Origin of the sequence: Streptomyces rugosispiralis, from assembly GCF_024505145.1 — a bacterium.
GTDB lineage: Bacteria > Actinomycetota > Actinomycetes > Streptomycetales > Streptomycetaceae > Streptomyces > Streptomyces rugosispiralis.
The window spans coordinates 14202-36102 of record NZ_JANIAA010000011.1 but is presented as its reverse complement, the minus strand read 5'-3'; the positions used below and the strand labels follow the sequence as shown (position 1 = coordinate 36102).

Sequence of the window (21901 nt, the reverse complement as noted above, 5' to 3'; positions counted from 1 at the left end):
CGCGTCACCCACAGCGCGTGTCGCACCAGTGGCCCAGTGTGCCTTCCAAATCCGGTCTTCCGTAGCAGAGTTCACCGCTTTGGGCGACAGATATATGCATAACTCGGTGGATCGTCCCCGTTACGGAGACCATTGGTGGCAGTCTGACGCGTAGAGCCGTCGGGGCAGCCCACGACTTCACCGGCTTCGCAGTACCACCCTCGAAACGCGTCCGCAGCCGCGCCCCGGCCGGAAAGGGACAGGCCGTCATGGCAGACCATCAGGAAGCATCCGTCACTCTGCCGAGCGCACCGGCGTCGGTTCCCGCGGCACGCGCCTATGTCACGGACGTGCTCGCGGAATGGGGGCTCGGGGCGGGAGCGGAGGCCGCCGACACCGTGCGGCTGATCGTCTCCGAGCTCGCCACCAACGCCGTGGAGCACACCGTGGGCCAGTCGCCCACCTTCACCGTGGACCTACGGCTCGACCGCGAGCAGCGGCTGGAGATCGGGGTTACCGACAGCCATCCGAAATGGCCCAGGTGGCTCCCGCTGGCCACCCAGCAGGACAGCGGGCGCGGGATGGTCATCGTCCGCTGTCTGGCCGCGGAGTCGGGCGGCGAGGTGTTCGTCACCCCGACCGCGGACGGCGGCAAGACCGTCTGGATCGCCCTGCCGTGGACCGTCCCGGTGCGCTGAGCGCCCGTCCGCCGAACCCTCACAGCACGCGCTGGGCCTGCCCCTCCGAGGCCCGCGCCTCGGCCAGCTGACGGATCCGGGTGTAGACCCGCCCGGCGGCCGGGCCGATCAGATAGTGCGGCATGTCGCCGCGCTCGATCACCCCGTACCGGCTCGTGCCCAGCAGATAAGAGGAGTACAGGATCAGCCCGCCCGGCCCGCGCATATCGATGGTGAGCGCCGAGAAGCCCGGGAACTCCTCCGTCTGATAGACCCGCAGGCCGTCGGCCTCCGCCCCGTAGCGCTCCTTGAAACGGCCGAACCGCTCCAGCGAATCCTTGATCTTCCGCGTCATGTCCTCCTGGTACTGGCGGGAGAGCGTGGCCGCCGCGTCCGAGGACGGGTCCAGCAGATAGCAGCGGTAGGTGCCGCCCCGGCGCAGCAGCCCGAGGACCGCGTCCCGGAAGCGGGCCGGGCGCTCGGTGGTGACCAGCCGGCCGGAGGTGGTGCGCAGCGCCGTCCCCATGTCCAGGACCTCCTCGGCCGCCGCGTCCAGCAGCCGCGCCTTCTCCTGCGGGCTCGGCCGCTCCGGGTACGCGTGCACCGGGGCGCCGTCCGCCAGCCCCCGGCCCGCCAGCCACGCCCTGGCCGCCCCGCCCGGACCGCCGTCGCCCGCCATCAGATAGACGTCCTTGCCCTCATGGCTTCCCACATGGGCGAACAGCTCGGCGTACGGCCCCGCGGTGCGGTACACATCCTCCGAGACCGCCAGGCAGTCCGGCGGAGTGGCCTTCTCCAGATGCGCGGCCAGATTGATGTCGGGGGAGTGGATGGTGCCGGTCCGGCCCTCGCCGGTGTGCCGTATCGCCCCCTTGTGCAGCGCCATCCGCACATGCAGCTCGCCGTCCACCCCCGCCTGGGCGAACTCGTCGCGCAGATGGCGCAGATCGAGGGTGAGAAAGGCGCGGGCCGCCTCCAGCGCCACATCGCGGGCCACGCTCTCGCGGTCGTCGTGGACCGCGAAGAAGCCCCCGTCGCCGCGCCAGCTCCATAATTCGCCGCGGGCACAGCGGTGCTGGTCCGAGAACTGCTCGATCCGGGCGCGCATCCGTTCGCGCAGCAGATCGAAGGCGTGGGCGGCGCGGTCCCTGGGGTTCGAACGGACGATCGTCGAATATCCCGAGGTGTCGACGAAGAGCAGATACACCTGATCGTAGGTCCGGTCCGCCTGGAACGGCTCGCTCATGACGCCACCACACCGCGCTCTTCGGCGCCGCGCTCCACGCAGAACTCATTGCCCTCGAGGTCGGACATCACCACCCACCCCAGCCCGTCCTCCGTGCGCCGGTCGTCCACCACGCCCGCGCCGAGCCCGAGCAGCCGCTCCACCTCGGCGTCCCGGGTGCCCGACGGCGGCTGGATGTCCAGGTGCACGCGGTTCTTGACGGCCTTGGCGTCCGGGACCCGCAGGAACAGCAGCCCCGGCACCCCGGGTTGCCCCGGGTCGATCAGCGCCCATTCGCCGTCCGGATCGGAGTCCTCCAGGGGGTAGCCGGTCAGCCGGGACCAGAACCGCGCGAGGGCGTGCGGATCACGGGCGTCGAAGGTGATGTGCCGGACCGGGTTGAGATACGCCATGCGAAGCCTCCGGTGGTCGACGGGGCCGGTCCACAGCGGTGTCCCGGCCCCGTCAACCTACCCACGGTCACTGACCCCTACGGCGGGTCAGCGCACATGTCCGTACCAGACCTTCTTGGTCCAGATCCGCTCCAGCCGCACCACCTGGCCGGTCTTGGGGGCGTGCCAGAGGCGGCCGCCGCCGGCGTACACCCCGACGTGGTAGACCCCGCTGCCGGAGTGGAAGAACACCAGGTCCCCGCCCTTGCGGGAGGCGGCCTTGATGTGGCGGGTCCGGTTGTACTGGGCGGCCGCGGTGCGTGGCAGCCGCTTGCCCGCCCGTTTGTAGGCGTACTGCGTCAGCCCGGAGCAGTCGAAGCGCTTCGGCCCTGCCGCGCCGTACTTGTACGGTGCGCCCTTCTTGGCGGCCGCGATCCGCAGCGCCTTGGCGGCGACGGTCGCGGCCTCGGCCTCCGGTGGACAGCCCGGCGTCGCCACGGTGCCGCCCACGGCGGCGACGGTGAGGGCGGAGACGGCGCTCGCTCGGGAGAACATCCTGGGGATACGTATGTGCGCAGACATCACACGGAACCCTTCGTGAGCCGACCCCGCCCCGGTGTGGTGGCGGGGTCCTGTCGTCTCCAGGGATGGTCACGCAGGCCGGCGCCGGTTCCGACTCGAGAGGGCGCGGTGTGACGGTGGTCACGTCAGGGCCGTTCGGGTGATGTCGACCGTCCCGCCATACGTCCATGACCTGGCCGAACGGCCGTGCCGCGGCGTGGTGGGGCGGGTGGTGGAACGGACCCGGGGCGGGCGGGGACGCAAGCCGGTCCCGTCCGGAGCGCCGGAATGCCGCTCCGCCGTTCGGGCGACGGGGCGGGCCGCCCGCACCCCCGGCGAGCCCCTTCAGGCCCGCAGCGCCGGGGGCAGCGTGACGCGCTCCGCGCGCCGCTCCCCGTCCAGCACCCGCAGCGCTCGGGCCAGGGTCTCGGTGTGCAGCTCGCTCTCCCCGCGGTCGTGCATCAGCGTCAGCGCGTCCCGCAGCGCGGTGGCCTTTCCCACCAGCGCCTGGGCGGCCCGCAGACTGCCGTAGGTGTCACGGCCGCGCGCCGGATTGATCCGGCCCAGCAGATCGATCACTTCCAGATAGCCGTCGATCAGGTTCCCCTCGGCGCGGGTGAGCGCGGGCAGCGGGGGCAGCTCCGGTGGCAGCACCGCGCTCACCTCGTCCGCGGCGACGGGCCCGGCCGCTTACGGCTCTGGGTGACCTCGTCCACCAGCCCATAGGCCCTCGCGGCCTCGGCATCGAAGATCTTGTCGCGGTCGATGTCGGCCCGGATCCGCTCGACGCTCCGGCCGGTGTGCCGCACCAGCATCTCCTCGAGCATCTCCTGGGTGCGCCGCAGCTCATTGGCCTGGATCTCCAGATCCGAGGTGGTGCCCTCGACCGGCTCGCTGAACGCGGCCTGGTGGATGAGGATCCGCGCGCCCGGCAGGGCCAGGCGCTTGCCCGGGGTGCCGGCGGCCAGCAGTACGGCGGCCGCCGAGGCGGCCTGGCCCAGGCAGACCGTCTCGATGTCGCAGGAGACGAAGCGCATGGTGTCGTAGACCGCCGTCATGGCCCCGAAGGAGCCGCCGGGCGAGTTGATGTAGAGCGAGATGTCCTGGTCGGGCGCGGCGTGCTCGAGATGGATCAGCTGCGCGATCACATCGTTGGCGGCGGTGTCGTCGATCGGGGTGCCGAGGAAGACGATGCGCTCGGAGAGCAGCTTGGAGTACGGGTCCATGGTGTGCGTCCCCGAACTGCTGCGCTCGGTGAACTCGGGCAGGACATAGCGCGCGGTCGGTCGTTCCATCGCGTCACCTCTCGGCGTCGTCGTCAGCGGTGTCGTAGGCTCCGTAAAAAATGTACAGGATGTACATCCAGATATGATGGCAGCATGGCTTACGAGATTCCGGTGACGCAAGCCCGTGCAGAGCTCGCGGAGCTGATCAACCGCGTGGTGTACGGCGGCGAGAGGGTGGTCGTCACGCGCCACGGGAAGCCGCTTGTCGCCCTGGTGTCCGCTGCGGACCTGCAGCGACTCGAGGAGATCGAGACGGGCGCGGAGGAGCAGGTGATCAGTACCGTGTCGTCGATGCGCCCGACCTCGTCCGCTCCGGGCGAACGGCGGCGCTTCGGCATCGCGGCGGAACACCGCGGCCCGGACGCCGGGGATCGGCGTCCGGGCCGCGAGGAGTGACGGACGGGACCGGACCGGCTCGGCGCCGGTCCGGTGTGGGGGTGCTCGTCAGGAGCTGAGCGTCCAGATCGCGTTGGCGATGGCGTCGGTGTTCAGGTCCAGTGCCTTGTCGTCGATGTTCGACGTCTTGTCGCAGGCGGAGTGGTAGCACGGGTCGAACGCCTCGCCCGCCTTGCCGCCCCACTGGTCGGCCTGCTCCTGGCTCATGGTGGCCTCGGCGCCGGTGAACAGACCGCCGACCCGCACGCCCGCGTCCTTGAACGGGGCGTGGTCCGAGCGGCCGTCGCCCTCGGTCTCCGGCTCGGTCGTGATGTTCTTCGCCGCGTACCAGTCCTTGAAGACCTTCTCCAGCTCCGGGTCGTCGTCATAGACGAAGTAGCCCGGGTTGGGGGAGCCGAGCATGTCGAAGTTGAGGTAGGAGTCGATCTTCGACTTGTCGTCGGCCGCCAGGCTGTCGACGTAGTGCGTCGACCCGACCATGCCGTCCTCCTCGTCGCCCCACCAGGCGAACCGCAGGTGCTTGGAGGGCTGGAGGTCGGCCTTGGCCACGGCGAGCGCGACCTCGAGGATCGCGGCCGAGCCGGAACCGTTGTCGTTGATACCGGGGCCGGCCTCGACCGAGTCGAGATGGGAACCGGCCATCACGACCTTGTCGTCGGCACCGCCCTTCCAGTCGGCGATGAGGTTGTAGCCCTTCTTGCCGCCGGAGGTGAACTCCTGGACGGAGGTGGTGAATCCGGCCTCGTCCAGCTTGCCCTTGATGTAGTCCAGGGACTTCTGGTAGCCGGGCTCGCCATGGGCGCGGTTGCCGCCGTTGGCGTCCGCGATCGACTGCAGCTCGCCCAGATCGGCCTTGACGGCCGCGATGTCCACGTCGGGGGCGGCGGCCTTGGCGTTGACGGTGGCCTCGGCGCCGGAGGCGCCGCTCAGCAGGGCCGCGGCGAGCGCGGCACCGGTTGCCGCCGCGAGACTTCCGCGGCGAATTGACGCTATTCGCTTCACAGTTGGGCTCCGTTGTGATGTGGGGGGTTGGAGCGGAACAGGTGAATCATGGTGTTGCGGTGATGAGAATCGGGGGTACGCGGTGGGGCCGTCAAGTGCGATAGCCGGACGTACGGGTCCGCCGAGCGGATGCCGGGCGGTGGCCGAGGGGGTACGAAGGCGTGACCGTGGCTCATAAGACCGTCTCGACCAGCATCGATCGGATTGATCGGGGTTGCTCGGCCAATGGTTCAGTTAACGCCGATGAAATGCCGCGGAACTAGCCTGCGAAGGGCGGGCGCGAGTCGGGACCGCGCCGAGTGGATGTTTTCCACCGGATCAAGGCTTGCGCCGGATCAAGGCTTGCGCCTGATCAAGGCATGCGCCGGATGAGGCTTGCGCCGGATGAGGCTTCCGCGAGATGAGGGCTTCCGTGCGATGAGGGTGAGAATGAGGTGGGAAGCGTGCACTTGACCCCGCATGAGCAGGAACGTCTGCTCGTCCATGTGGCCGCCGACGTGGCCGAGAAACGACGGGCCCGGGGCGTGCTCCTCAACCATCCCGAGGCGACCGCGCTGATCACCGCCCACATCCTGGAGGGCGCCCGCGACGGTCGCGGAGTCGCCGAGCTGATGGCCTCCGGCCGCCGGGTGCTCACCCGCGACGAGGTGATGGAGGGCGTACCCGAGATGCTCCAGGACGTGCAGGTCGAGGCCACCTTCCCCGACGGCACCAAGCTGGTCACCGTCCATCAGCCGATCGTCTGACGGGGGCCCGCCCATGATCCCCGGAGAGATCCTGCACGCCGATGAGCCGGTGCGCCTCAACGAGGGGCGGCCGGTCACCCGTCTCACCGTGCTCAACGCCGCCGACCGGCCCGTCCAGGTCGGCTCCCACTACCACTTCGCCGAGGCCAACCCCGGCCTCGACTTCGACCGCGCCGCCGCCCACGGCAAGCGGCTGAACATCGCCGCGGGCACCGCCGTGCGCTTCGAACCGGGCATCCCCGTGGAGGTCGCCCTGATCCCGATCGCGGGGGAGCGGATCGTGCCGGGGCTGCGCGGGGAGACGGGAGGGCGGTTGTGAGCGTCGCACGCCAGGCCGCCGGGCGGCACATGGACGACGGGGCGCGCCGGCGCCCCGCGGGCGGAGAAGCGAACGGAAAGGTGCAGCATGACCGCTGAGCTCAACCGCGCCGCGTACGCCGATCTCTTCGGCCCCACCACCGGGGACCGCATCCGGCTCGCCGACACCGATCTCCTCATCGAGATCGAGGAGGACCGGAGCGGCGGGCCCGGCCGGGCCGGGGACGAGGCGGTCTTCGGCGGCGGCAAGGTGATCCGCGAATCCATGGGCCAGTCCCGGGCCGGCCGTGCCGAGGGCGCCCCCGACACCGTGATCACCGGTGCGGTCGTGCTCGACCACTGGGGGATCGTCAAGGCGGATATCGGCCTGCGTGACGGCCGTATCACCGGGATCGGCAAGGCCGGGAACCCCGACACCATGGACGGTGTCCACCCCGACCTCGTCATCGGGCCCGAGACCGAGGTCATCGCGGGCAACGGCAGGATCCTCACCGCGGGTGCCATCGACGCCCATGTCCACTTCATCTCCCCGACCCTCGTCGACCAGGCGCTCTGCTCCGGGATCACCACCCTCGTCGGTGGCGGCACCGGACCCGCCGAGGGCACCAGGGCGACCACCATCACCCCAGGACCCTGGCATCTCGCCCGGATGTTCCAGGCGCTGGAGGGGCTTCCGGTCAACATCGGGCTGCTCGGCAAGGGCAACACCGTCTCGCGCGAGGCGATGTGGTCCCAACTGCGCGGTGGAGCGCTCGGATTCAAGATCCATGAGGACTGGGGGGCGACCCCCGCCGCGATCGACGCCTGCCTCGGGGTATGCGAGGAGAGCGGCGCCCAGCTCGCCATCCACACCGACACCCTCAACGAGGCGGGCTTCGTCGGCGACACCCTCGCCGCCATCGGCGGGCGCTCCATTCACGCGTATCACACCGAGGGCGCGGGCGGCGGGCACGCGCCCGACATCATCACCGTGGTCTCCCAGCCGAACGTGCTGCCCAGCTCCACCAATCCGACCCGCCCGCACACCGTCAACACCGTCGAGGAGCACCTCGACATGCTGATGGTCTGCCACCACCTCAACCCGGCCGTCCCCGAGGACCTCGCCTTCGCCGAGTCCCGCATCCGGCCCAGCACGATCGCCGCCGAGGATGTCCTGCACGACCTCGGCGCGATCTCGATCATCTCCTCCGACTCCCAGGCGATGGGGCGGATCGGCGAGGTGGTGCTGCGCACCTGGCAGACCGCGCATGTGATGAAGCGACGGCGCGGGGCGTTGGCCGGGGACGGCCGCGCCGACAATCTCCGGGCGCGTCGCTATGTCGCCAAATACACCATCAACCCGGCGGTGGCGCAGGGCCTCGACGGAGAGATCGGCTCGGTGGAGCCCGGGAAGCTGGCCGACCTGGTGCTGTGGGACCCGGCGTTCTTCGGCGTCAAACCGCAGTTGGTGATCAAGGGTGGCCAGATCGCGTATGCGCAGATGGGCGACGCCAACGCCTCCATCCCGACCCCGCAGCCGGTCCTGCCGCGCCCCATGTTCGGCGCGCTCGGCCGCGCGGCGGCCGCGGGCTCGGTCAACTTCGTGACGCAAGCCGCCTTGGATGACGGCCTGGTGGGCCGCCTGGACCTCCGCAAGCGGTTCGCCCCGATCCGCGGCACGCGGGGGGTCACGAAGGCGGATATGCGGGAGAACGACGCCCTGCCGAGGGTCGAGGTCGACCCCGACACGTTCACCGTGACGATCGACGGCGAGCCCGTCGAACCGGCCCCGGCGACGGAACTTCCCATGGCCCAGCGGTACTTCCTCTTCTGAGTGGCCCGTCATGCCCACGAACGAGACCCCGCCCCCTCCCCGGGACGTCCGCGGCCCGGCCGCGGGTGGCCGGTCCCCGTCGCCGGACGGGCCGGATCGGGGCCGTCAACCGTTGCCCGGGGGCGGAGTCCTCGGTGGGGTCGGGGCGTTGCTCGTTCTTGCCGATGGGCGGTTTCCCGCCGGAGGGCATGCGCATTCCGGTGGGGCCGAGGCCGCTGTCGCGGCGGGGCGGATTCGTGACGCGGGCTCCCTGGAGGCGTTCTGCCGTGGGCGGCTGCACACCGTCGGGCTCACCGCGGCCGGGCTCGCCGCCGCGGCCGCCGCCGGGCTCGATCCGCTCGTGCTCGACGATGCGGCGGATGCCCGTACGCCCAGCTCCGCGCTGCGGGTCACCGCGCGGCGGCTCGGGCGCCAGTTGATGCGGGCCGCCCGCGCCGCCTGGCCCTCGCCCGAGCTGGACGCCCTGGCCGCCGCCCGGCCGCGCGGGGCGCATCAGCCCGTGGTGCTCGGACTCACCGCGCACGCCGCCGCGCTGGGGCCGCCGGAGGCCGCGTACGCCGCCGGGTACGAGGTGGTGAGCGGGCCCGCGACCGCCGTCGTACGGCTGCTGAGCCTCGACCCCTTCGAGGCCACCGCCGTCCTCGCCCGCCTCGCCCCCGAGCTGGACCAGGTCGTGGCGCGGGCCGCCGACGCGGCGCGGCGGGCCCTCGACGAGGGTCCCGACGCGTTGCCCGCCGCCTCCGCGCCGCTGCTCGACATCGCCGCCGAGCAGCACGCCACCTGGTCCGTACGCCTCTTCGCCTCGTAACCGGGCCCGTGCCGCCCCTGTTGGAATTTCGGAGCCGTCCATGCATCTCGACCACGCGGACACCTACCCCCCGCGCCACACCTACGGCGCCACCGGCCCCCACCGCCCCGACGGCACCCGCCGGGCGCTGCGCGTCGGCCTCGGCGGACCGGTGGGTTCGGGCAAGACCGCGACCGTCGCCGCGCTCTGCCGGGCGCTGCGCGACCAGTTGTCCCTCGCCGTGGTCACCAATGACATCTACACCCGCGAGGACGCCGAGTTCCTGCTGCGCAACGCCGTACTGCCGCCGGAGCGCATCACCGCCGTGGAGACCGGCGCCTGTCCGCACACCGCGATCCGCGACGACATCTCCGCCAACCTGGAGGCGGTCGAGGAGCTCGAGGAGACCGTGGGGCCGCTCGATCTGATCCTGGTCGAGTCCGGCGGGGACAACCTCACCGCGACGTTCTCCAAGGGCCTGGTGGACGCGCAGGTGTTCGTCATCGACGTCGCGGGCGGCGATGACATCCCCCGCAAGGGCGGCCCCGGCGTGACCACCGCCGATCTGCTCGTGGTCAACAAGACCGACCTGGCCCCCTACGTCGGTTCGGACCTGGCGCGCATGGCCCGCGACGCCGAGGCCCAGCGCGGTGAACTCCCGGTCGCCTTCACGTCCCTGGTCGCCGAGGACGGCGTCCGCCCCATCGCCGACTGGGTCCGCACCCGCCTGGCCGCCTGGACAGCGGCCCCGGCATGACCCCGGTCCCGGACGCCCCGGCCGGGCCGAGTGGTGCGCCCCCACACCCACATCGCGCGTTGCGGACGCCCGGTCGCGCCCCGGAACGGGAAGCCGCGGCCACGCGGCAGGGGTCGGGCACCTCGAGCCCGGCCGTACGGGCCACCGCCCGTCTCGTCGCCGAGGCGGACGGGCGCGGCGGCACCGCCTTGCCCGTGCTCGCCGGGGACGGGCCGCTCGCGTTGCGGCGGACCCGGGGCGTGGCCGGTGAGGCGTGCGTCACCGTGGTCGGGGCGATGAGCGCGCCCCTCGGCGGCGACCGGATCGCGCTGGAGGTGACCGCCGGACCGGGCGCCCGGCTGCGCATCGGTTCGGCCGCGGCCACCATCGCCCTGCCCGGACGGGCGGCCGGGCCCGCGCACTACGAGATCCGGCTGACCGTCGCCGACGGCGCGACCCTGCACTGGCTGCCCGAGCCCCTGATCTCCGCCCGCGGCAGCGAACTGCTGATGACCACCCGGGTCGAACTCGCGCCCACCGCCCGCCTCGTGCTCCGCGAGGAGCAGATCCTGGGCCGTACCGGCGAATCCCCGGGCCGGCTGACCAGCCGTCTCACCGTCCACCGCGCCGGGCGCCCGCTCCTCGACCAGGAACTCGCCCACGGCCCCGGCGCCCCCGGCTGGGACGGCGGCGCGGTCCTCGGCGGGCATCGGGCGGTGGGTCAGCTGCTCGTGGTCGATCCGTCCTGCGAGGCCAAGGCCCGCACCCCTCGCCACCTCGCCGAGACCGCCGTCCTCACCCCGCTGACCGGCCCCGCCGCCCTCGCCACCGCCGTGGCCCCGGACGCCCTCCACCTCCGCCGGGCGCTCGACGCGGCGGCAGCCTCCGTGGGCTGATGTTCACGTCTTGATAAAGAATCGGCGGTTTGCCCTGTACTCGGCGGTAAGCCAGACAGAAGAATCCCCCTGAAACTCTGTGATCATCGCCGCTCCTGGCGGCGCAACAAAGCAGGGGGATGACTACGTGAGACGCACAGCACTCTTCGGCGTGACCGGTGGTGTGATCGCCGGTGCGCTGATAACCGGTGCGCTGGCCGCCCCCACGGCCGGGGCGGCGGAGCGGACGCCCGGCGGGGCCGCCGAGGCCCATGGCGTGGCGGTGGCCGCGGCCGAGGCCGCGAAGAAGGGCATCGACTGGACGGACTGCCCGGCCGACTGGGGGCTCGCCAAGCCCATCCAGTGCGGCTATGTCACCGTGCCGCTCGACTACGCCAAGCCGAACGGCCGCACCATCAAGCTCGCGGTGGACCGGATCGCCAACACCGGCTCCGCCTCCGAGCGGCAGGGCTCGCTGATCTACAACCCGGGCGGGCCCGGCGGCTCCGGGCTGCGCTTCCCGACCCGGGTCACCACCAAGAACCCGCTGTGGACGAAGGTGTCGAAGGCGTACGACTTCGTCGGCTTCGACCCGCGCGGGGTGGGCCACTCCGCGGCCATCTCCTGCGCCGACCCGCAGGAGTACGCCAAGGCCCCGAAGCTGGACCCGGTGCCCGACAGCGAGGCGGACAAGCGCGTCCAGCGCAAGCTGGCCCGTGAGTACGCCGAAGGGTGCAAGGAGCGCAGCGGCTGGATGCTGCCGCAGATGACGACGCCCAACACCGCCCGGGACATCGACGTCATCCGGGCCGCGCTCGGCGACAAGAAGCTCAACTACCTGGGCGTGTCGTACGGAACGTACATCGGCGGGGTCTACGCGACGCTCTTCCCGACCCATGTGCGCCGCCTGATCGTGGACAGCGTGGTGAACCCCTCGCGGGAGAAGATCTGGTACCAGGCCAACCTGGACCAGGACGTGGCCTTCGAGACGCGCTGGAACGACTGGAAGGCGTGGGTCGCCAAGAACGACGCCGCCTACCACATCGGCGACACCCCCGCGAAGGTCCAGAAGCAGTGGGAGACCCTGCGCGCGGCCGCCAAGAAGAGCCCCATCGGCGGGGTCGTGGGCCCGGCCGAGCTGCTCGGGTTCTTCCAGAGCGCTCCGTACTACGACTCGTCGTGGGCCACGGTCGCCCAGGTGTGGAGCGACTACCTCGGCGGCGATGAGAAGGCGCTGGTCGAGGCCGCGGGCCCGGACATGTCCGACACCGCGGGCAACATCGCCTCGGAGAACGGCAACGCCGTCTACACGGCCGTCGAGTGCGCCGACGCCAAGTGGCCGACCAGCTGGGCGAAGTGGGACCGGGACAACACCCGGCTCCATCGCGACTACCCCTTCCTGACCTGGTCCAACGCCTGGATGAACCTGCCGTGTGCCACCTGGGGTGCCAAGCAGCGGACCCCGCTGGAGGTGGGGGCCGCCAAGGGGCTGCCCAAGACGCTGATCGTGCAGAGCACCCGTGACGCCGCCACCCCGTACGAGGGCGCGGTGGAGCTGCACAAGCGGCTGAACGGCTCGCGTCTGGTGACCGAGAAGGACGCCGGTTCGCACGGGGTCACCGGTCTGGTGAACCCGTGCGTCAACGACCGGGTGGACGCCTACCTGCTCAAGGGCACGGTGGACACCAAGGACGTGACCTGCGCGCCGCACGCCACGCCGGTGCCCGCGAAGTCGGGCGGGTCCGCGAAGGCGGCCAAGGCCGCGAAGGAGGCAGCCGCCGTCGTCAAGTAGTCGGCTAGTCGGCTAGTCGGCGGTATGCGGTGCTGGGCCGGGCCGGTGTGTTCCCCGCACGGGCCCGGTTCCGGTTGTCCGCCGCACGTCCCGCAGCCACCCGTCCTCGGCCGGGTAGTCGAACAGATCGGTCATCGGGTCGTAGGCGGCGGCCATGTCGGGGAAGGCCGTGCGCCAGTCCGGGGCGGCCGCCAGCCGGTCCGCCAGCCAGGCGACGGTCGCCGGCAGCGATTCCGCATAGCCGGTCACCGGGCGGTAGCCCAACTCCCGTTCGGCCGCGGACATGTCGTAGACGATGGGGTGGGCCAGGCTCCAGGGCGTGCTGCCGACATGCGGATGCGGCGGCTCCCCGTCGACCAGCACCAGCTCGCTGCGCACCCCCAGCACCGCGTCCACGGCGGCGGCGATGTCGGCGACCGTCGGGGCCTGCGGATCGCCCGCGTTGAGCACCCGGGAACCGGGCCGCCCGGCGGCCAGCCGCACCAGCTCCGCGATGTTGTCGACATGCACCGGATGGAACCGGCTGCGGCCGCCGTGTGCCAGGATCCGCACCGGCCGCCCGTCCAGCGCCCGTTTGACGAAGTACAGCTCACGGGGGGTGCGGCAGTGCGGGCCGTGGATCGCCCCGGGGCGCAGCACGGTCGTCGGCAGCCGGTCACCGGCGGCCAGCAGCTCCCGCTCCAGCGCCACCTTCCGGCTGCCGTAGCCGTCGCCCGGCGGAACGGTCCGCTGGGACTCGGGGAGCGGCACCGGATACCGCGGGGCGCCGTCCGGCTGGTCCTGGGTCCCGAAGCCCCGGCCCCGGTCGTCCTCGTACACCGCTCCGGTGGAGATCACCACCGCCGATCCGATCCGGTCCGCGAGCCCCAGCAACTGCCGTGCGTGCGCCCGGCCGTAGGCGACGCAGTCCAGCACCACATCGCAGCCGTCGCCGATCAGCGCGGCCACCGCGGCGTCGTCGTCCCGGTCCATGGTCACGCTCTCCACCGACCCGGGCCAGCTCTCGTCGCGGCCCCCGCCGCGCGAGGCGGCCCGCACCCGCCATCCCTCCTCGGCGAGAGCGCGCACCGCCGCCCGGCCGATCTGCCCCGTCGCCCCGATCACACATGCGTTCCCAGTGCTCATGCCGGGACGCTAAGGGACCGGGCAGCACGCTGCCCAGACTCCTTCGCCATGAGCAGATTCGCTCTGGGCCGATCATTCACGGTCAAAGAGTGAGTGTGGATGATCGCTTTTTCGCGCTCTTTGAATTCACCGTGATGCATTCCGAAGAAAAAAGCATCTTCGATTCATGCGACGGTGAAACCGCTATGCTCCAGGGCCCATGACGGGCTGGTTCATCGCCCGCATTTCGCACTCATTTTCTCTTCGCTGTTTTTAAGGATGCCCATGGTTTTCGCCGGCACCTCATCCGGAGGCGGCACCTCACCCGGAGGCCGACGGCCCGCCTCCACGCTCGTATGGGTCATCCCTCCCGCCGCGATGGCGTTCTGCGCGGGGCTGGCCGTCGCCGTGGTCCCGTCCGGGGCGCGGGCCATGGTCGCCTGGTGCGGAGTGGCGGCGACGCTCGCGGTGGCCCTCGCGGCGGCCGAGGCGATGCGCCGCGGCCGGCTGATCACCACGCTGCGCACCCGGCTCGCCGCCCAGGAGGCCGGGTTCCGGCAGCGCCTGGCGGACCAGGAGGCGGAGATCCGGCGGCTGACCCGGGAGGTGCTCCCCGCGACGGTGGCCCGGCTGCGGCGCGGCGCCATGGTGCACGAGGCGATGAAGGACGTCGACTACGCGCCCAACCTCGACCCGGACTTCGACGCCGCCCACGAGCAACTGCTGCGGTGGGTGCTGGACACCGTGCGGACCGAGGAGGACCTGAGAGACGCGGCCCAGCGGGCGTTCGTCAACATCGCCCGCCGGGTGCAGGCCATCGTCCACCAACAGGCCCAGGACATGCGGGAGATGGAGGACAAGCACGGCGCCGACCCGGACGTCTTCGAGGATCTGCTCCACCTGGACCACGGCAACGCGCTCATCGGCCGGCTGGCGGACTCCATCGCGGTCCTGGGCGGCTCGCGCCCGGGGCGTCAGTGGCAGAAGGAGGTGCCGCTGTTCAACGTCTGCCGCGGCGCCATGTCCCGCATCCTCGAGTACGAGCGGGTGGATCTGCACTCGGTGGCGGACGTCGCCATCGTCGGCCCCTCGGTGGAGCCGCTGATCCACGCCCTCGCCGAACTGCTGGACAACGCCACCCGCTACTCGCCGCCCAAGACCCGGGTGCACCTGACCGCGATCGAGGTCCAGTCCGGGGTCGCGATCGAGATCGAGGACGCCGGGGTGGGCCTGTCGGAGGAGGCGCGCAGACGCACCGACGCGGTGCTGCTCCAGGCGGCCACCGGATTCGACCTCAACGACCTCGGGGAGACACCGCGGCTCGGCCTGGCCGTGGTCGGCAGGCTCGCCGTGAGGTACCGGTTCCAGATCTCGCTGCGGCCCTCGGCGTACGGCGGGGTGCGCGCGGTGCTGGTCGTACCGCAGGACATCATCTGCCCCACCCCCGCGCCCGGCGGCGCCATCGCCCGCGCGGCCAAACTGCCGCCGCCCAAGCCCATCAAGCGGGCCACACCGCTGCCGTCGCCCACTCGCCCCGGCCCGGTGGCGCAGGGCCGCCCCGGCCCCGGCTTCCGGCAGAACGGCGCCGGACTCCCGCAGCGCCGCCGCCGGATGCCCATGACCGCCCCGGCCCCGTTCCGCGTCGACTCCGCACCCCCGGCGGCGTCCGCCACGCCCCGCGATCCGGCCCGGCAGCCGGTACAGCCGGGGATCTGGCTGGACGCCTTCACCAAGGGGCTCAACGGCGAGCCGATCCCGGCGGCGGACGCCGCCACGGACGCGCCGGACCCCCGTAAGTCCCCCAGCACCCCGGACAGCTCGAGCACCCCGAACACGTCGGACAAGGATGAGTAGGCAAGTGACGCAACCGCGGTTCAACATGGACTGGATGCTCCGGGACCTGGCGTCCAGCGTTCCGGAGACCCGGCACGTGGTCCTGCTGTCCTCGGACGGCCTGTGCATGGCCCAGGTCGGCGCCGACAAGGACACCGCCGACCGCCTGGCCGCCGCCTGCGCCGGGCTGCAGAGCCTCTCCGGCGCGATCGCCGCCGAGTTCCCCGAGGGGGACGGGCGGATGCGGCTGGTCGTCATCGAGGTCGACGGCGGGTTCTTCTATCTGATGGCGGCCGGCACCAGCTCGTATCTGGCGGTGCTCGCCGAGGACAGCGTGGACGCCGGGCTGATGGGCCAGTGCATGAGAGACCTCGTCGCCCGGCTCGGGGAGCACCTCAGCAGCCCGCCGCGGGTCGACGGACGCATGACATGAGCGAGCCCGGCAAGCCGTGGGACGAGGGCGGCCCGGAGCGGCTCTACACCGTGAGCCGCGGCCGCGCGCCGCAGGAGCCCCGGCACCGGCCCGTCGAGCTCGTCAGCCTGATCGTGGCCCGCGCCGAACCGGAGCCGGGGATGGCCCCCGAGGCCGCGGCCGTGCTGAGGATGTGCCAGTTCCCGCTCTCGGTGGCCGAGATCTCCGCGTATCTGGTCCTGCCCGTCTCCACCGTCACCGTGCTCCTCGCGGGGCTGCTGCGGGACGACCGGGTGGAGGTCAGGGCGCCGGTCCCGGCCGCCGTGCTGCCCGACCCCGAACTGCTGCAGGCGGTGATGCATGGACTACAGAACCTCTGAGGGAATCGCCGGACCGCGCAGCGAGGACACCCTCCCGGCCTCCGCGGCCGCCGCCGTCAAGGTGGTGATCGTCGGCGGCTTCGGCGTCGGCAAGACCACCATGGTCGGCTCGGTGAGCGAGATCCGCCCGCTGACCACCGAGGAGACCATGACCCAGGCCGGGGTCGGCGTCGACGACCTCGCGGGGATCGAGCGCAAGACCGAGACCACCGTCGCGATGGACTTCGGCCGGATCAGCCTCAACGAACGGCTGGTGCTCTATCTGTTCGGCACCCCCGGCCAGGAGCGGTTCTGGTTCCTGTGGAACGGCCTCTTCGAGGGCGCCCTGGGCGCCGTGGTCCTGATCGACACCCGCCGTCTGGAGGTCAGCTTCGACGCGGTCGGGCGGCTCGAGGAGCGCGGGGTGCCCTTCGTGGTCGCCGTCAACGCGTTCCCCGAGGCCCCCGTCCACCCCATGGCGGACCTGCGTGCGGCCATGGATCTGCCCGACTCCGTACCGATGATCGACTGCGATGCCCGCGACCGGGTCTCCAGCCGCGACACCCTCCTCGCCCTCGTGCGCCATCTGCAATCCCTGCACACCGTGACCCCGGAGACACCGTGACTCCTCATTCCGACGCCCCCGGCACCGGGTCCGCCGATCTGCCGCCCACCCGGTGCCCCGTCCACACCGCGCTCTCCGACGGAGGCGGCGCTCTGGTGGACCTCCTCGGGCCCGAGAACCAGAAGGACCCGATGGGGCTGTACGAGCGGCTGCGCGCCGAGCACGGCCCGGTGGCCCCGATCGTGCTGGACGGTGGCATACCGGCCTGGCTGCTGCTCGGCTACCGCGAGAACCTGGAGGTCTCCCGCACCCCCTCCCGCTTCTCCCGCGACTCCCGCCACTGGCACGCCTGGAAGGACGGGAAGATCGGCGCCGACTCGCCCCTGCTGCCGGTGGTCGGCTGGCAGCCCATGTGCACCTTCGCCGACGGCGACGAGCACGAACGGCTGCGGGCCGCGCTCACCGAGTCCATGGGGCGCTTCGACCGCCGCGGGATCCGCCGCCATGTCACCCGCTTCACCCACCAGTTGGTGAACGACATCTGCGCCGACGGGGGCGCCGAAATGGTCACCGCCTTCGCCCAGCAACTGCCCATGCTCGTCCTCACCCAACTGCTGGGCATGCCCGACGAGTACGGCCCCCGGCTGGTCGAGGCCACCCGGGACCTGATGAAGGGCACCGAGACGGCGCTGCGCAGCGACGCGTACGTCACCGACGCCCTCAAGGGCCTGGTGGACCGCAGGCGCGCCGAACCCGGCGAGGACCTGGCGTCCTGGCTGCTGGCCCACCCCTCCGGCCTCACCGAGGAGGAGGTGATCCAGCATCTGCGGCTGGTGCTGCTCACCGGCAACGAGACCACCACCAATCTGATGGCCAACACGCTGCGCATGGTCCTCACCGACCCGCGCTTCCGCGCGTCCCTGGCCGGCGGCCATATGACGCTGCCGGACGCCATCGAGCACGTGCTGTGGAACGAGCCCCCGCTCACGGTCGTCCCCGGCCGCTGGGCCACCGGCGACACCGAGCTGGGCGGTCAGCGGATCAAGGCCGGGGACATGCTGCTGCTGGGGCTGGCCGCCGGGAACGTCGACCCGGCCATCCGCCCCGACATCGGCGCGCCCATGTACGGCAACCGTTCCCATCTCGCCTTCAGCGGCGGCCCCCATGAATGCCCGGGGCAGGACATCGGCCGCGCCATCACGGACACCGCCATCGACACCCTGCTGCTGCGCCTGCCCGATCTGCGGCTGGCCGTGGACGAGTCCGAGCTGACCTGGCTCTCGTCCTGGATCTCCCGCCATCTGGTCGAGCTGCCGGTGGAGTTCATGCCCCGGCGCCCCGAGCCGGACATCATGGACCTCCCCGTCGAGGCCCTCCTCGCCCCTCGGCAGCGGGTGCCCTCGACGCCGGAGGAGACGACGGCCCCGGCACGGTCCGGCACCGAGGGGTCCGAGGCGGCGGCCCCCGGACGCGTCCCGTGGTGGGCGGCGTTATGGCGGTGGCTGCTGGGCAGACCCTCGGGCCCCGCTCCGAAGGGATCCTCGGCCCGGTAGGGATCCGCTCCGTAAGGCCGGTGACGGCCCCGTGTCTCAGCCCCGGGCCACCACGACCCCCACGGTCAGCAGTCCGAGCACCACCCAGCTGAACCAGAGCCAGCCGTTGCTCCCCAGCGCCACGGTGTAGGCCGTCACCAGCACCAGACCCCCCACCGTGGCCATCGTCATCGCCTTCGCGGAACCGGGCATCCCCGACCTCCTCACGGCGGTCCCGACGCCCCTTCGCCAGGACCCGGGCCCCAGGGCCCGGGTCCATGGTCTCGCGGTCCGGGCCCTGGCCGCTACGGGGTGTCCGGCGGATCATGCGGCGGAACTCCGTCTTCCAGCCCCTCCGGCGCTTGGGGAGCGGGGTCTGGGGCCAAGCCCCAGTTGTGGGAAGGGGCGGGGCGGGGCGGGGAGCAGCCCGCCGCAGGCGGCGGGACCAGGCGGACCCCGCTCAGCACGCCGCCGGGACCGGACTCAGTTACTCCGGGACTGGAGCGAGGCCAGATAGGCGTTGTACGCCGCGAGCTCCTGGTCGCCGTCCCGGTCCGCGGTGCGGTCGATGCGCCGCGCCTGGCGCTGCTCGGACTTGTACCACTGGTAGACCAGCGCCACCAGCACGATCACCGACGGGATCTCGCTGAAGGCCCAGGCGATACCGCCCGCCCAGGTCTGGTCCGACAGCGCGTCGATGCCCAGCGAGGCGGGCGGATGCTGGTACGTGCCGACCATGGGCTCGGTCGCCATCATCAGCGCGATGCCGAAGAACGCGTGGAACGGCATGCCCGCGAACAGCTCCAGCATCCGCATCACATAGCCGGGCCGGTGCGGGCCCGGGTCCACGCCCATGATCGGCCAGAAGAAGACCAGGCCCACCGCGAGGAAGTGGACCATCATCGCGATATGCCCGGCCTTGCTCTCCATCAGGAAGTCGAAGAGCGGGGTGAAGTACAGCGCGTACAGGCTCGCGATGAACAGCGGGATGGTGAACGCCGGGTGGGTGATGATCCGCATATAGCGGCTGTGCAACAGCGCGACCAGCAGCTCCCGGGGCCCCTTGCGGCCGCGCCCGGCCGCGGGGAGGGCCCGCAGGGTCAGCGTGACCGGCGCGCCCAGCAGCAGCAGGATCGGCGAGACCATGCTGATGATCATGTGCTGCACCATATGGACGCTGAACATGACCATGCCGTAGTCGTTCAGCTTGGTGCACATCGCGATCGCGATGGTCACCACCCCGAGCACGAAGGAGACCACCCGCCCCACCGGCCAGGCGTCGCCGCGCCGCCACAGCCGCGCGGCGCCCCACCCGTAAAGACCGAGCGCCAGCACACAGCCGACCAGGAAGACCGGATCGCCGCCGAACTCCAGCCCGCGCGACAGCGTGAACGGCGGCAGATCCATCATCATGCCGTGCCCGCCGTGATCCATCAGCTCTCCCCTTTTTGCGCCTAAACCGGCGCCGCTCTCGCGGACCTGGTCGCTCGCCGCGTGGGTTGCGCAATTGATGGTCGCGGTGTGAATCGGCTGTATCCGGCTTGTGTCGTACCTACAGTACGCATTCGGCTTCGAGGTACCGCTCGGCGGGGACCGTCTTCAGCCGCTCCACGGCCGCCGTGAGCGGCACCAGGGCGATGTCCGTGCCGCGCAGCGCCGTGATCGTGCCGAATTCGCCGCGGTGGGCCGCCTCGACCGCGTGCCAGCCGAAGCGGGTGGCCAGCACCCTGTCGTACGCCGTCGGGGTGCCACCGCGCTGCACATGGCCCAGGATGACCGCCCGCGCCTCCTTGCCGAGCCGCCGCTCGAGCTCCACGGAGAGGTGGCGGGCGATGCCCGCGAAGCGCTCGTGGCCGTAGACGTCCCGGCCGCCGGCCTCGTAGTCCATCGTGCCCTCGCGCGGCTTGGCGCCCTCGGCCACCACCACGATCGCGAACTTCTTGCCCGCCTCGAACCGTGCCCCGACGGTCCCGGCCAGCTCCTCGATGTCGAACGGGCGCTCCGGGACGACGATGGCGTGGGCGCCCGCGGCCATGCCGGAGTGCAGCGCGATCCAGCCGGTGTTCCGGCCCATGACCTCGACGATCAGCACCCGCTGATGGGACTCCGCGGTGGTCTTGAGCCGGTCCAGGGCCTCGGTGGCGACCCCGACCGCGGTGTCGAAACCGAAGGTCACATCGGTCGAGGCGATGTCGTTGTCGATGGTCTTGGGCACGCCGACGATCGGCAGCCCGGCGTCCGAGAGCAGCCGGGCGGCCTTCAGCGTGCCCTCACCGCCGATGGGGATGACCGCGTCCAGGCCGAGCTCCGCCACATGCCCCTTGGCCCGCTCCACGCCGTCCCGCAGATGTTCCGGGCGCACCCGGGTGGAGCCGAGGATGGTGCCGCCGAGGGCCAGGATGCCGCTCACGGCGTCCAGGTCCAGCTTGCGGTAGTCGCACTCCAGCAGGCCCTTCCAGCCGTCCTGGAAGCCGATCACCTCATCGCCGTGGTCGACGGTGGCACGGTGGACGACTGACCTGATGACCGCGTTCAGGCCGGGGCAGTCGCCGCCGGACGTGAGCACACCAATGCGCATGGCACGCATACCTCTGTCTGAGATGGGGGCCGACGGCCGGACCGCGTCGTCCGGCGGGACCCCGCCACCCTACAAGCGGGCGGGCGGCGGGGGCGCGGCCGAAGGCCTGATGTCCGCCATGCGGTCACCTTGTGTTCGAACGGCGTCTGAGCTGCGCTCGAGCGAGCGGGGCGCGGCTCAGGCGGGCTGGGTCGCCGCCGCGATCCGCTCGTTGCGCAGCGCCTCGTACCACTGGTCGTTGACCGGCGGCAGCGCGTTCACATCGAGGGCCAGCTTCAGCAGGTGGTCCGCGATATGCGGATTGCGGGCCATCACCGGGCCGTGCATGTACGTCCCGAAGACGGTGTCGCTGTACGCGCCCTCGAAGCCGTCCCCGGTGCCGTTTCCGTTGCCGAACCGGACCCGGGCGAACGGGCGGGCGGTCGGGCCCAGGTGGGTGACGCCCTGATGGTTCTCGAAGCCGGTCAGCGGGGGCAGCCCCAGCCGCTCGTCGATGTCGGCCAGCACGTCACCGACGCACCGGGCGCCCTCGCCGCGGGTGCTGACCACGTCCAGCAGGCCCAGGCCCTGCTGGCGCTGCCCGAGGTCGTTGACGAACTCATGGCCGAGGATCTGGTACCCGGCGCACACCGAGAAGACGATCGCCCCGTTGGCCACCGCCCGGCTCAGCCCGCCGTCCCGCATCAGCCGCTCGGCGGCCAGCCGCTGCGGGCGGTCCTCGCCGCCACCGATCAGATAGACGTCCCCGGAGGTGGGGATCTGCTGGTCGGAGCGGACGTCCAGGCGGGAGACCTCCAGCCCGCGCTGCCGCGCCCGGCGCTCCACCACCAGGACGTTGCCCTGGTCGCCGTACGTGCTCAGCAGGTCCGGGTAGACCCACACCAGACGCAGGCCGTTCTGGCTCATGCTACGCATCTTCGTGCCTCTCGTACG

At 71.7% G+C, this 21901-nt stretch carries 25 protein-coding genes; 14 read left to right on the top strand and 11 right to left on the bottom strand.

From position 1 onward, the window contains the following. The first annotated feature begins 248 nt into the window (after positions 1-248). Positions 249-677, top strand: a complete 429-nt coding sequence (locus NP777_RS19070) for an ATP-binding protein (protein WP_037959925.1) — start codon at positions 249-251, stop codon at positions 675-677. A 19-nt stretch (positions 678-696) separates the two neighbouring features. Here the strand turns inward: NP777_RS19070 and NP777_RS19065 are convergent, their stop codons facing one another. The 5 genes from NP777_RS19065 to NP777_RS19045 all read right to left on the bottom strand — a co-directional run bounded on the left by NP777_RS19065 (position 697) and on the right by NP777_RS19045 (position 4129). Then, complete coding sequence (locus tag NP777_RS19065; RefSeq protein WP_256651366.1) at positions 697-1902, bottom strand: hypothetical protein; 1206 nt, start codon at positions 1900-1902, stop codon at positions 697-699. After that, a complete protein-coding gene (locus NP777_RS19060; protein ID WP_256651365.1) occupies positions 1899-2294 on the bottom strand; it encodes a VOC family protein in 396 nt (131 codons plus the stop codon). The genes NP777_RS19065 and NP777_RS19060 overlap by 4 nt, the downstream gene beginning before the upstream one ends. Before the next feature lie 87 nt (positions 2295-2381). Then, positions 2382-2855: a C40 family peptidase gene (locus tag NP777_RS19055; RefSeq protein ID WP_256651364.1), complete on the bottom strand. Its 474-nt coding sequence runs from the start codon at positions 2853-2855 to the stop codon at positions 2382-2384. A 324-nt stretch (positions 2856-3179) separates the two neighbouring features. Continuing rightward, on the bottom strand, positions 3180-3488 hold the full coding sequence (locus tag NP777_RS19050) for a hypothetical protein (RefSeq protein WP_256651363.1): 309 nt from the start codon (positions 3486-3488) through the stop codon (positions 3180-3182). A 5-nt stretch (positions 3489-3493) separates the two neighbouring features. Continuing rightward, on the bottom strand, positions 3494-4129 hold the full coding sequence (locus NP777_RS19045; RefSeq protein WP_256651362.1) for an ATP-dependent Clp protease proteolytic subunit: 636 nt from the start codon (positions 4127-4129) through the stop codon (positions 3494-3496). A gap of 84 nt (positions 4130-4213) precedes the next feature. Between NP777_RS19045 and NP777_RS19040 the strand changes: the two genes are divergently transcribed. Continuing rightward, the gene (locus tag NP777_RS19040) at positions 4214-4516 is read left to right on the top strand and encodes a type II toxin-antitoxin system Phd/YefM family antitoxin (protein WP_198271433.1); all 303 of its coding nucleotides are present in this window, start codon (positions 4214-4216) and stop codon (positions 4514-4516) included. Between the two features lie 48 nt (positions 4517-4564). On the opposite strand, the gene NP777_RS19035 is transcribed toward NP777_RS19040, so the two are convergent. Next, on the bottom strand, positions 4565-5518 hold the full coding sequence (locus NP777_RS19035; protein WP_256651361.1) for a M28 family metallopeptidase: 954 nt from the start codon (positions 5516-5518) through the stop codon (positions 4565-4567). A 443-nt stretch (positions 5519-5961) separates the two neighbouring features. On the opposite strand from NP777_RS19035, the gene NP777_RS19030 reads away from it, so the two are divergent. The 7 genes from NP777_RS19030 (at position 5962) to NP777_RS19000 (ending at position 12585) form a co-directional block, all read left to right on the top strand. Then, complete coding sequence (locus NP777_RS19030) at positions 5962-6264, top strand: urease subunit gamma (RefSeq protein ID WP_256651360.1); 303 nt, start codon at positions 5962-5964, stop codon at positions 6262-6264. A 13-nt stretch (positions 6265-6277) separates the two neighbouring features. Further along, on the top strand, positions 6278-6583 hold the full coding sequence (locus tag NP777_RS19025; protein ID WP_256651359.1) for an urease subunit beta: 306 nt from the start codon (positions 6278-6280) through the stop codon (positions 6581-6583). Between the two features lie 87 nt (positions 6584-6670). After that, positions 6671-8395 carry an urease subunit alpha gene (locus tag NP777_RS19020; protein ID WP_256651358.1) on the top strand — a complete coding sequence of 575 codons (1725 nt, stop codon included), beginning with the start codon at positions 6671-6673 and terminating at the stop codon, positions 8393-8395. Between the two features lie 112 nt (positions 8396-8507). Beyond that, positions 8508-9203, top strand: a complete 696-nt coding sequence (locus NP777_RS19015) for an urease accessory protein UreF (RefSeq protein WP_256651357.1) — start codon at positions 8508-8510, stop codon at positions 9201-9203. A 40-nt stretch (positions 9204-9243) separates the two neighbouring features. Further along, positions 9244-9939, top strand: coding sequence for an urease accessory protein UreG (ureG, locus tag NP777_RS19010; protein ID WP_256651356.1), 696 nt, complete (start codon positions 9244-9246; stop codon positions 9937-9939). Continuing rightward, positions 9936-10814 carry an urease accessory protein UreD gene (locus tag NP777_RS19005; protein WP_391858539.1) on the top strand — a complete coding sequence of 293 codons (879 nt, stop codon included), beginning with the start codon at positions 9936-9938 and terminating at the stop codon, positions 10812-10814. The genes ureG and NP777_RS19005 overlap by 4 nt, the downstream gene beginning before the upstream one ends. Before the next feature lie 127 nt (positions 10815-10941). Beyond that, positions 10942-12585: an alpha/beta hydrolase gene (locus NP777_RS19000; RefSeq protein WP_256651353.1), complete on the top strand. Its 1644-nt coding sequence runs from the start codon at positions 10942-10944 to the stop codon at positions 12583-12585. A 12-nt stretch (positions 12586-12597) separates the two neighbouring features. Here NP777_RS19000 and NP777_RS18995 read toward each other — a convergent pair whose 3' ends face one another. Next, positions 12598-13710, bottom strand: coding sequence for an NAD-dependent epimerase/dehydratase family protein (locus tag NP777_RS18995; RefSeq protein WP_256651352.1), 1113 nt, complete (start codon positions 13708-13710; stop codon positions 12598-12600). A gap of 264 nt (positions 13711-13974) precedes the next feature. Here NP777_RS18995 and NP777_RS18990 point away from each other — a divergent pair, with 264 nt between their 5' ends. Genes NP777_RS18990 through NP777_RS18970 form a run of 5 tightly spaced genes read left to right on the top strand, consistent with a single transcriptional unit; the run spans position 13975 to position 18411 of the window. Beyond that, positions 13975-15543: a sensor histidine kinase gene (locus tag NP777_RS18990; RefSeq protein ID WP_256651351.1), complete on the top strand. Its 1569-nt coding sequence runs from the start codon at positions 13975-13977 to the stop codon at positions 15541-15543. Next, the gene (locus NP777_RS18985; RefSeq protein WP_305889916.1) at positions 15536-15955 is read left to right on the top strand and encodes a roadblock/LC7 domain-containing protein; all 420 of its coding nucleotides are present in this window, start codon (positions 15536-15538) and stop codon (positions 15953-15955) included. The genes NP777_RS18990 and NP777_RS18985 overlap by 8 nt, the downstream gene beginning before the upstream one ends. Further along, positions 15952-16314: a DUF742 domain-containing protein gene (locus NP777_RS18980; RefSeq protein ID WP_256651349.1), complete on the top strand. Its 363-nt coding sequence runs from the start codon at positions 15952-15954 to the stop codon at positions 16312-16314. Before NP777_RS18985 ends, NP777_RS18980 begins: the two co-directional genes overlap by 4 nt. Next, positions 16295-16918 carry a GTP-binding protein gene (locus NP777_RS18975; RefSeq protein WP_256651348.1) on the top strand — a complete coding sequence of 208 codons (624 nt, stop codon included), beginning with the start codon at positions 16295-16297 and terminating at the stop codon, positions 16916-16918. Before NP777_RS18980 ends, NP777_RS18975 begins: the two co-directional genes overlap by 20 nt. Beyond that, positions 16915-18411: a cytochrome P450 gene (locus NP777_RS18970; RefSeq protein ID WP_256651347.1), complete on the top strand. Its 1497-nt coding sequence runs from the start codon at positions 16915-16917 to the stop codon at positions 18409-18411. Before NP777_RS18975 ends, NP777_RS18970 begins: the two co-directional genes overlap by 4 nt. Before the next feature lie 36 nt (positions 18412-18447). Here NP777_RS18970 and NP777_RS18965 read toward each other — a convergent pair whose 3' ends face one another. The 4 genes from NP777_RS18965 to NP777_RS18950 all read right to left on the bottom strand — a co-directional run bounded on the left by NP777_RS18965 (position 18448) and on the right by NP777_RS18950 (position 21874). Then, positions 18448-18603, bottom strand: coding sequence for a hypothetical protein (locus NP777_RS18965; protein ID WP_167442820.1), 156 nt, complete (start codon positions 18601-18603; stop codon positions 18448-18450). A gap of 270 nt (positions 18604-18873) precedes the next feature. After that, positions 18874-19824: a cytochrome c oxidase assembly protein gene (locus NP777_RS18960; protein WP_256651346.1), complete on the bottom strand. Its 951-nt coding sequence runs from the start codon at positions 19822-19824 to the stop codon at positions 18874-18876. A 118-nt stretch (positions 19825-19942) separates the two neighbouring features. Beyond that, the gene (locus tag NP777_RS18955) at positions 19943-20968 is read right to left on the bottom strand and encodes a 6-phosphofructokinase (RefSeq protein WP_256651345.1); all 1026 of its coding nucleotides are present in this window, start codon (positions 20966-20968) and stop codon (positions 19943-19945) included. A gap of 177 nt (positions 20969-21145) precedes the next feature. After that, positions 21146-21874, bottom strand: coding sequence for a type 1 glutamine amidotransferase (locus NP777_RS18950; protein ID WP_256651344.1), 729 nt, complete (start codon positions 21872-21874; stop codon positions 21146-21148). Positions 21875-21901: the final 27 nt, after the last annotated feature.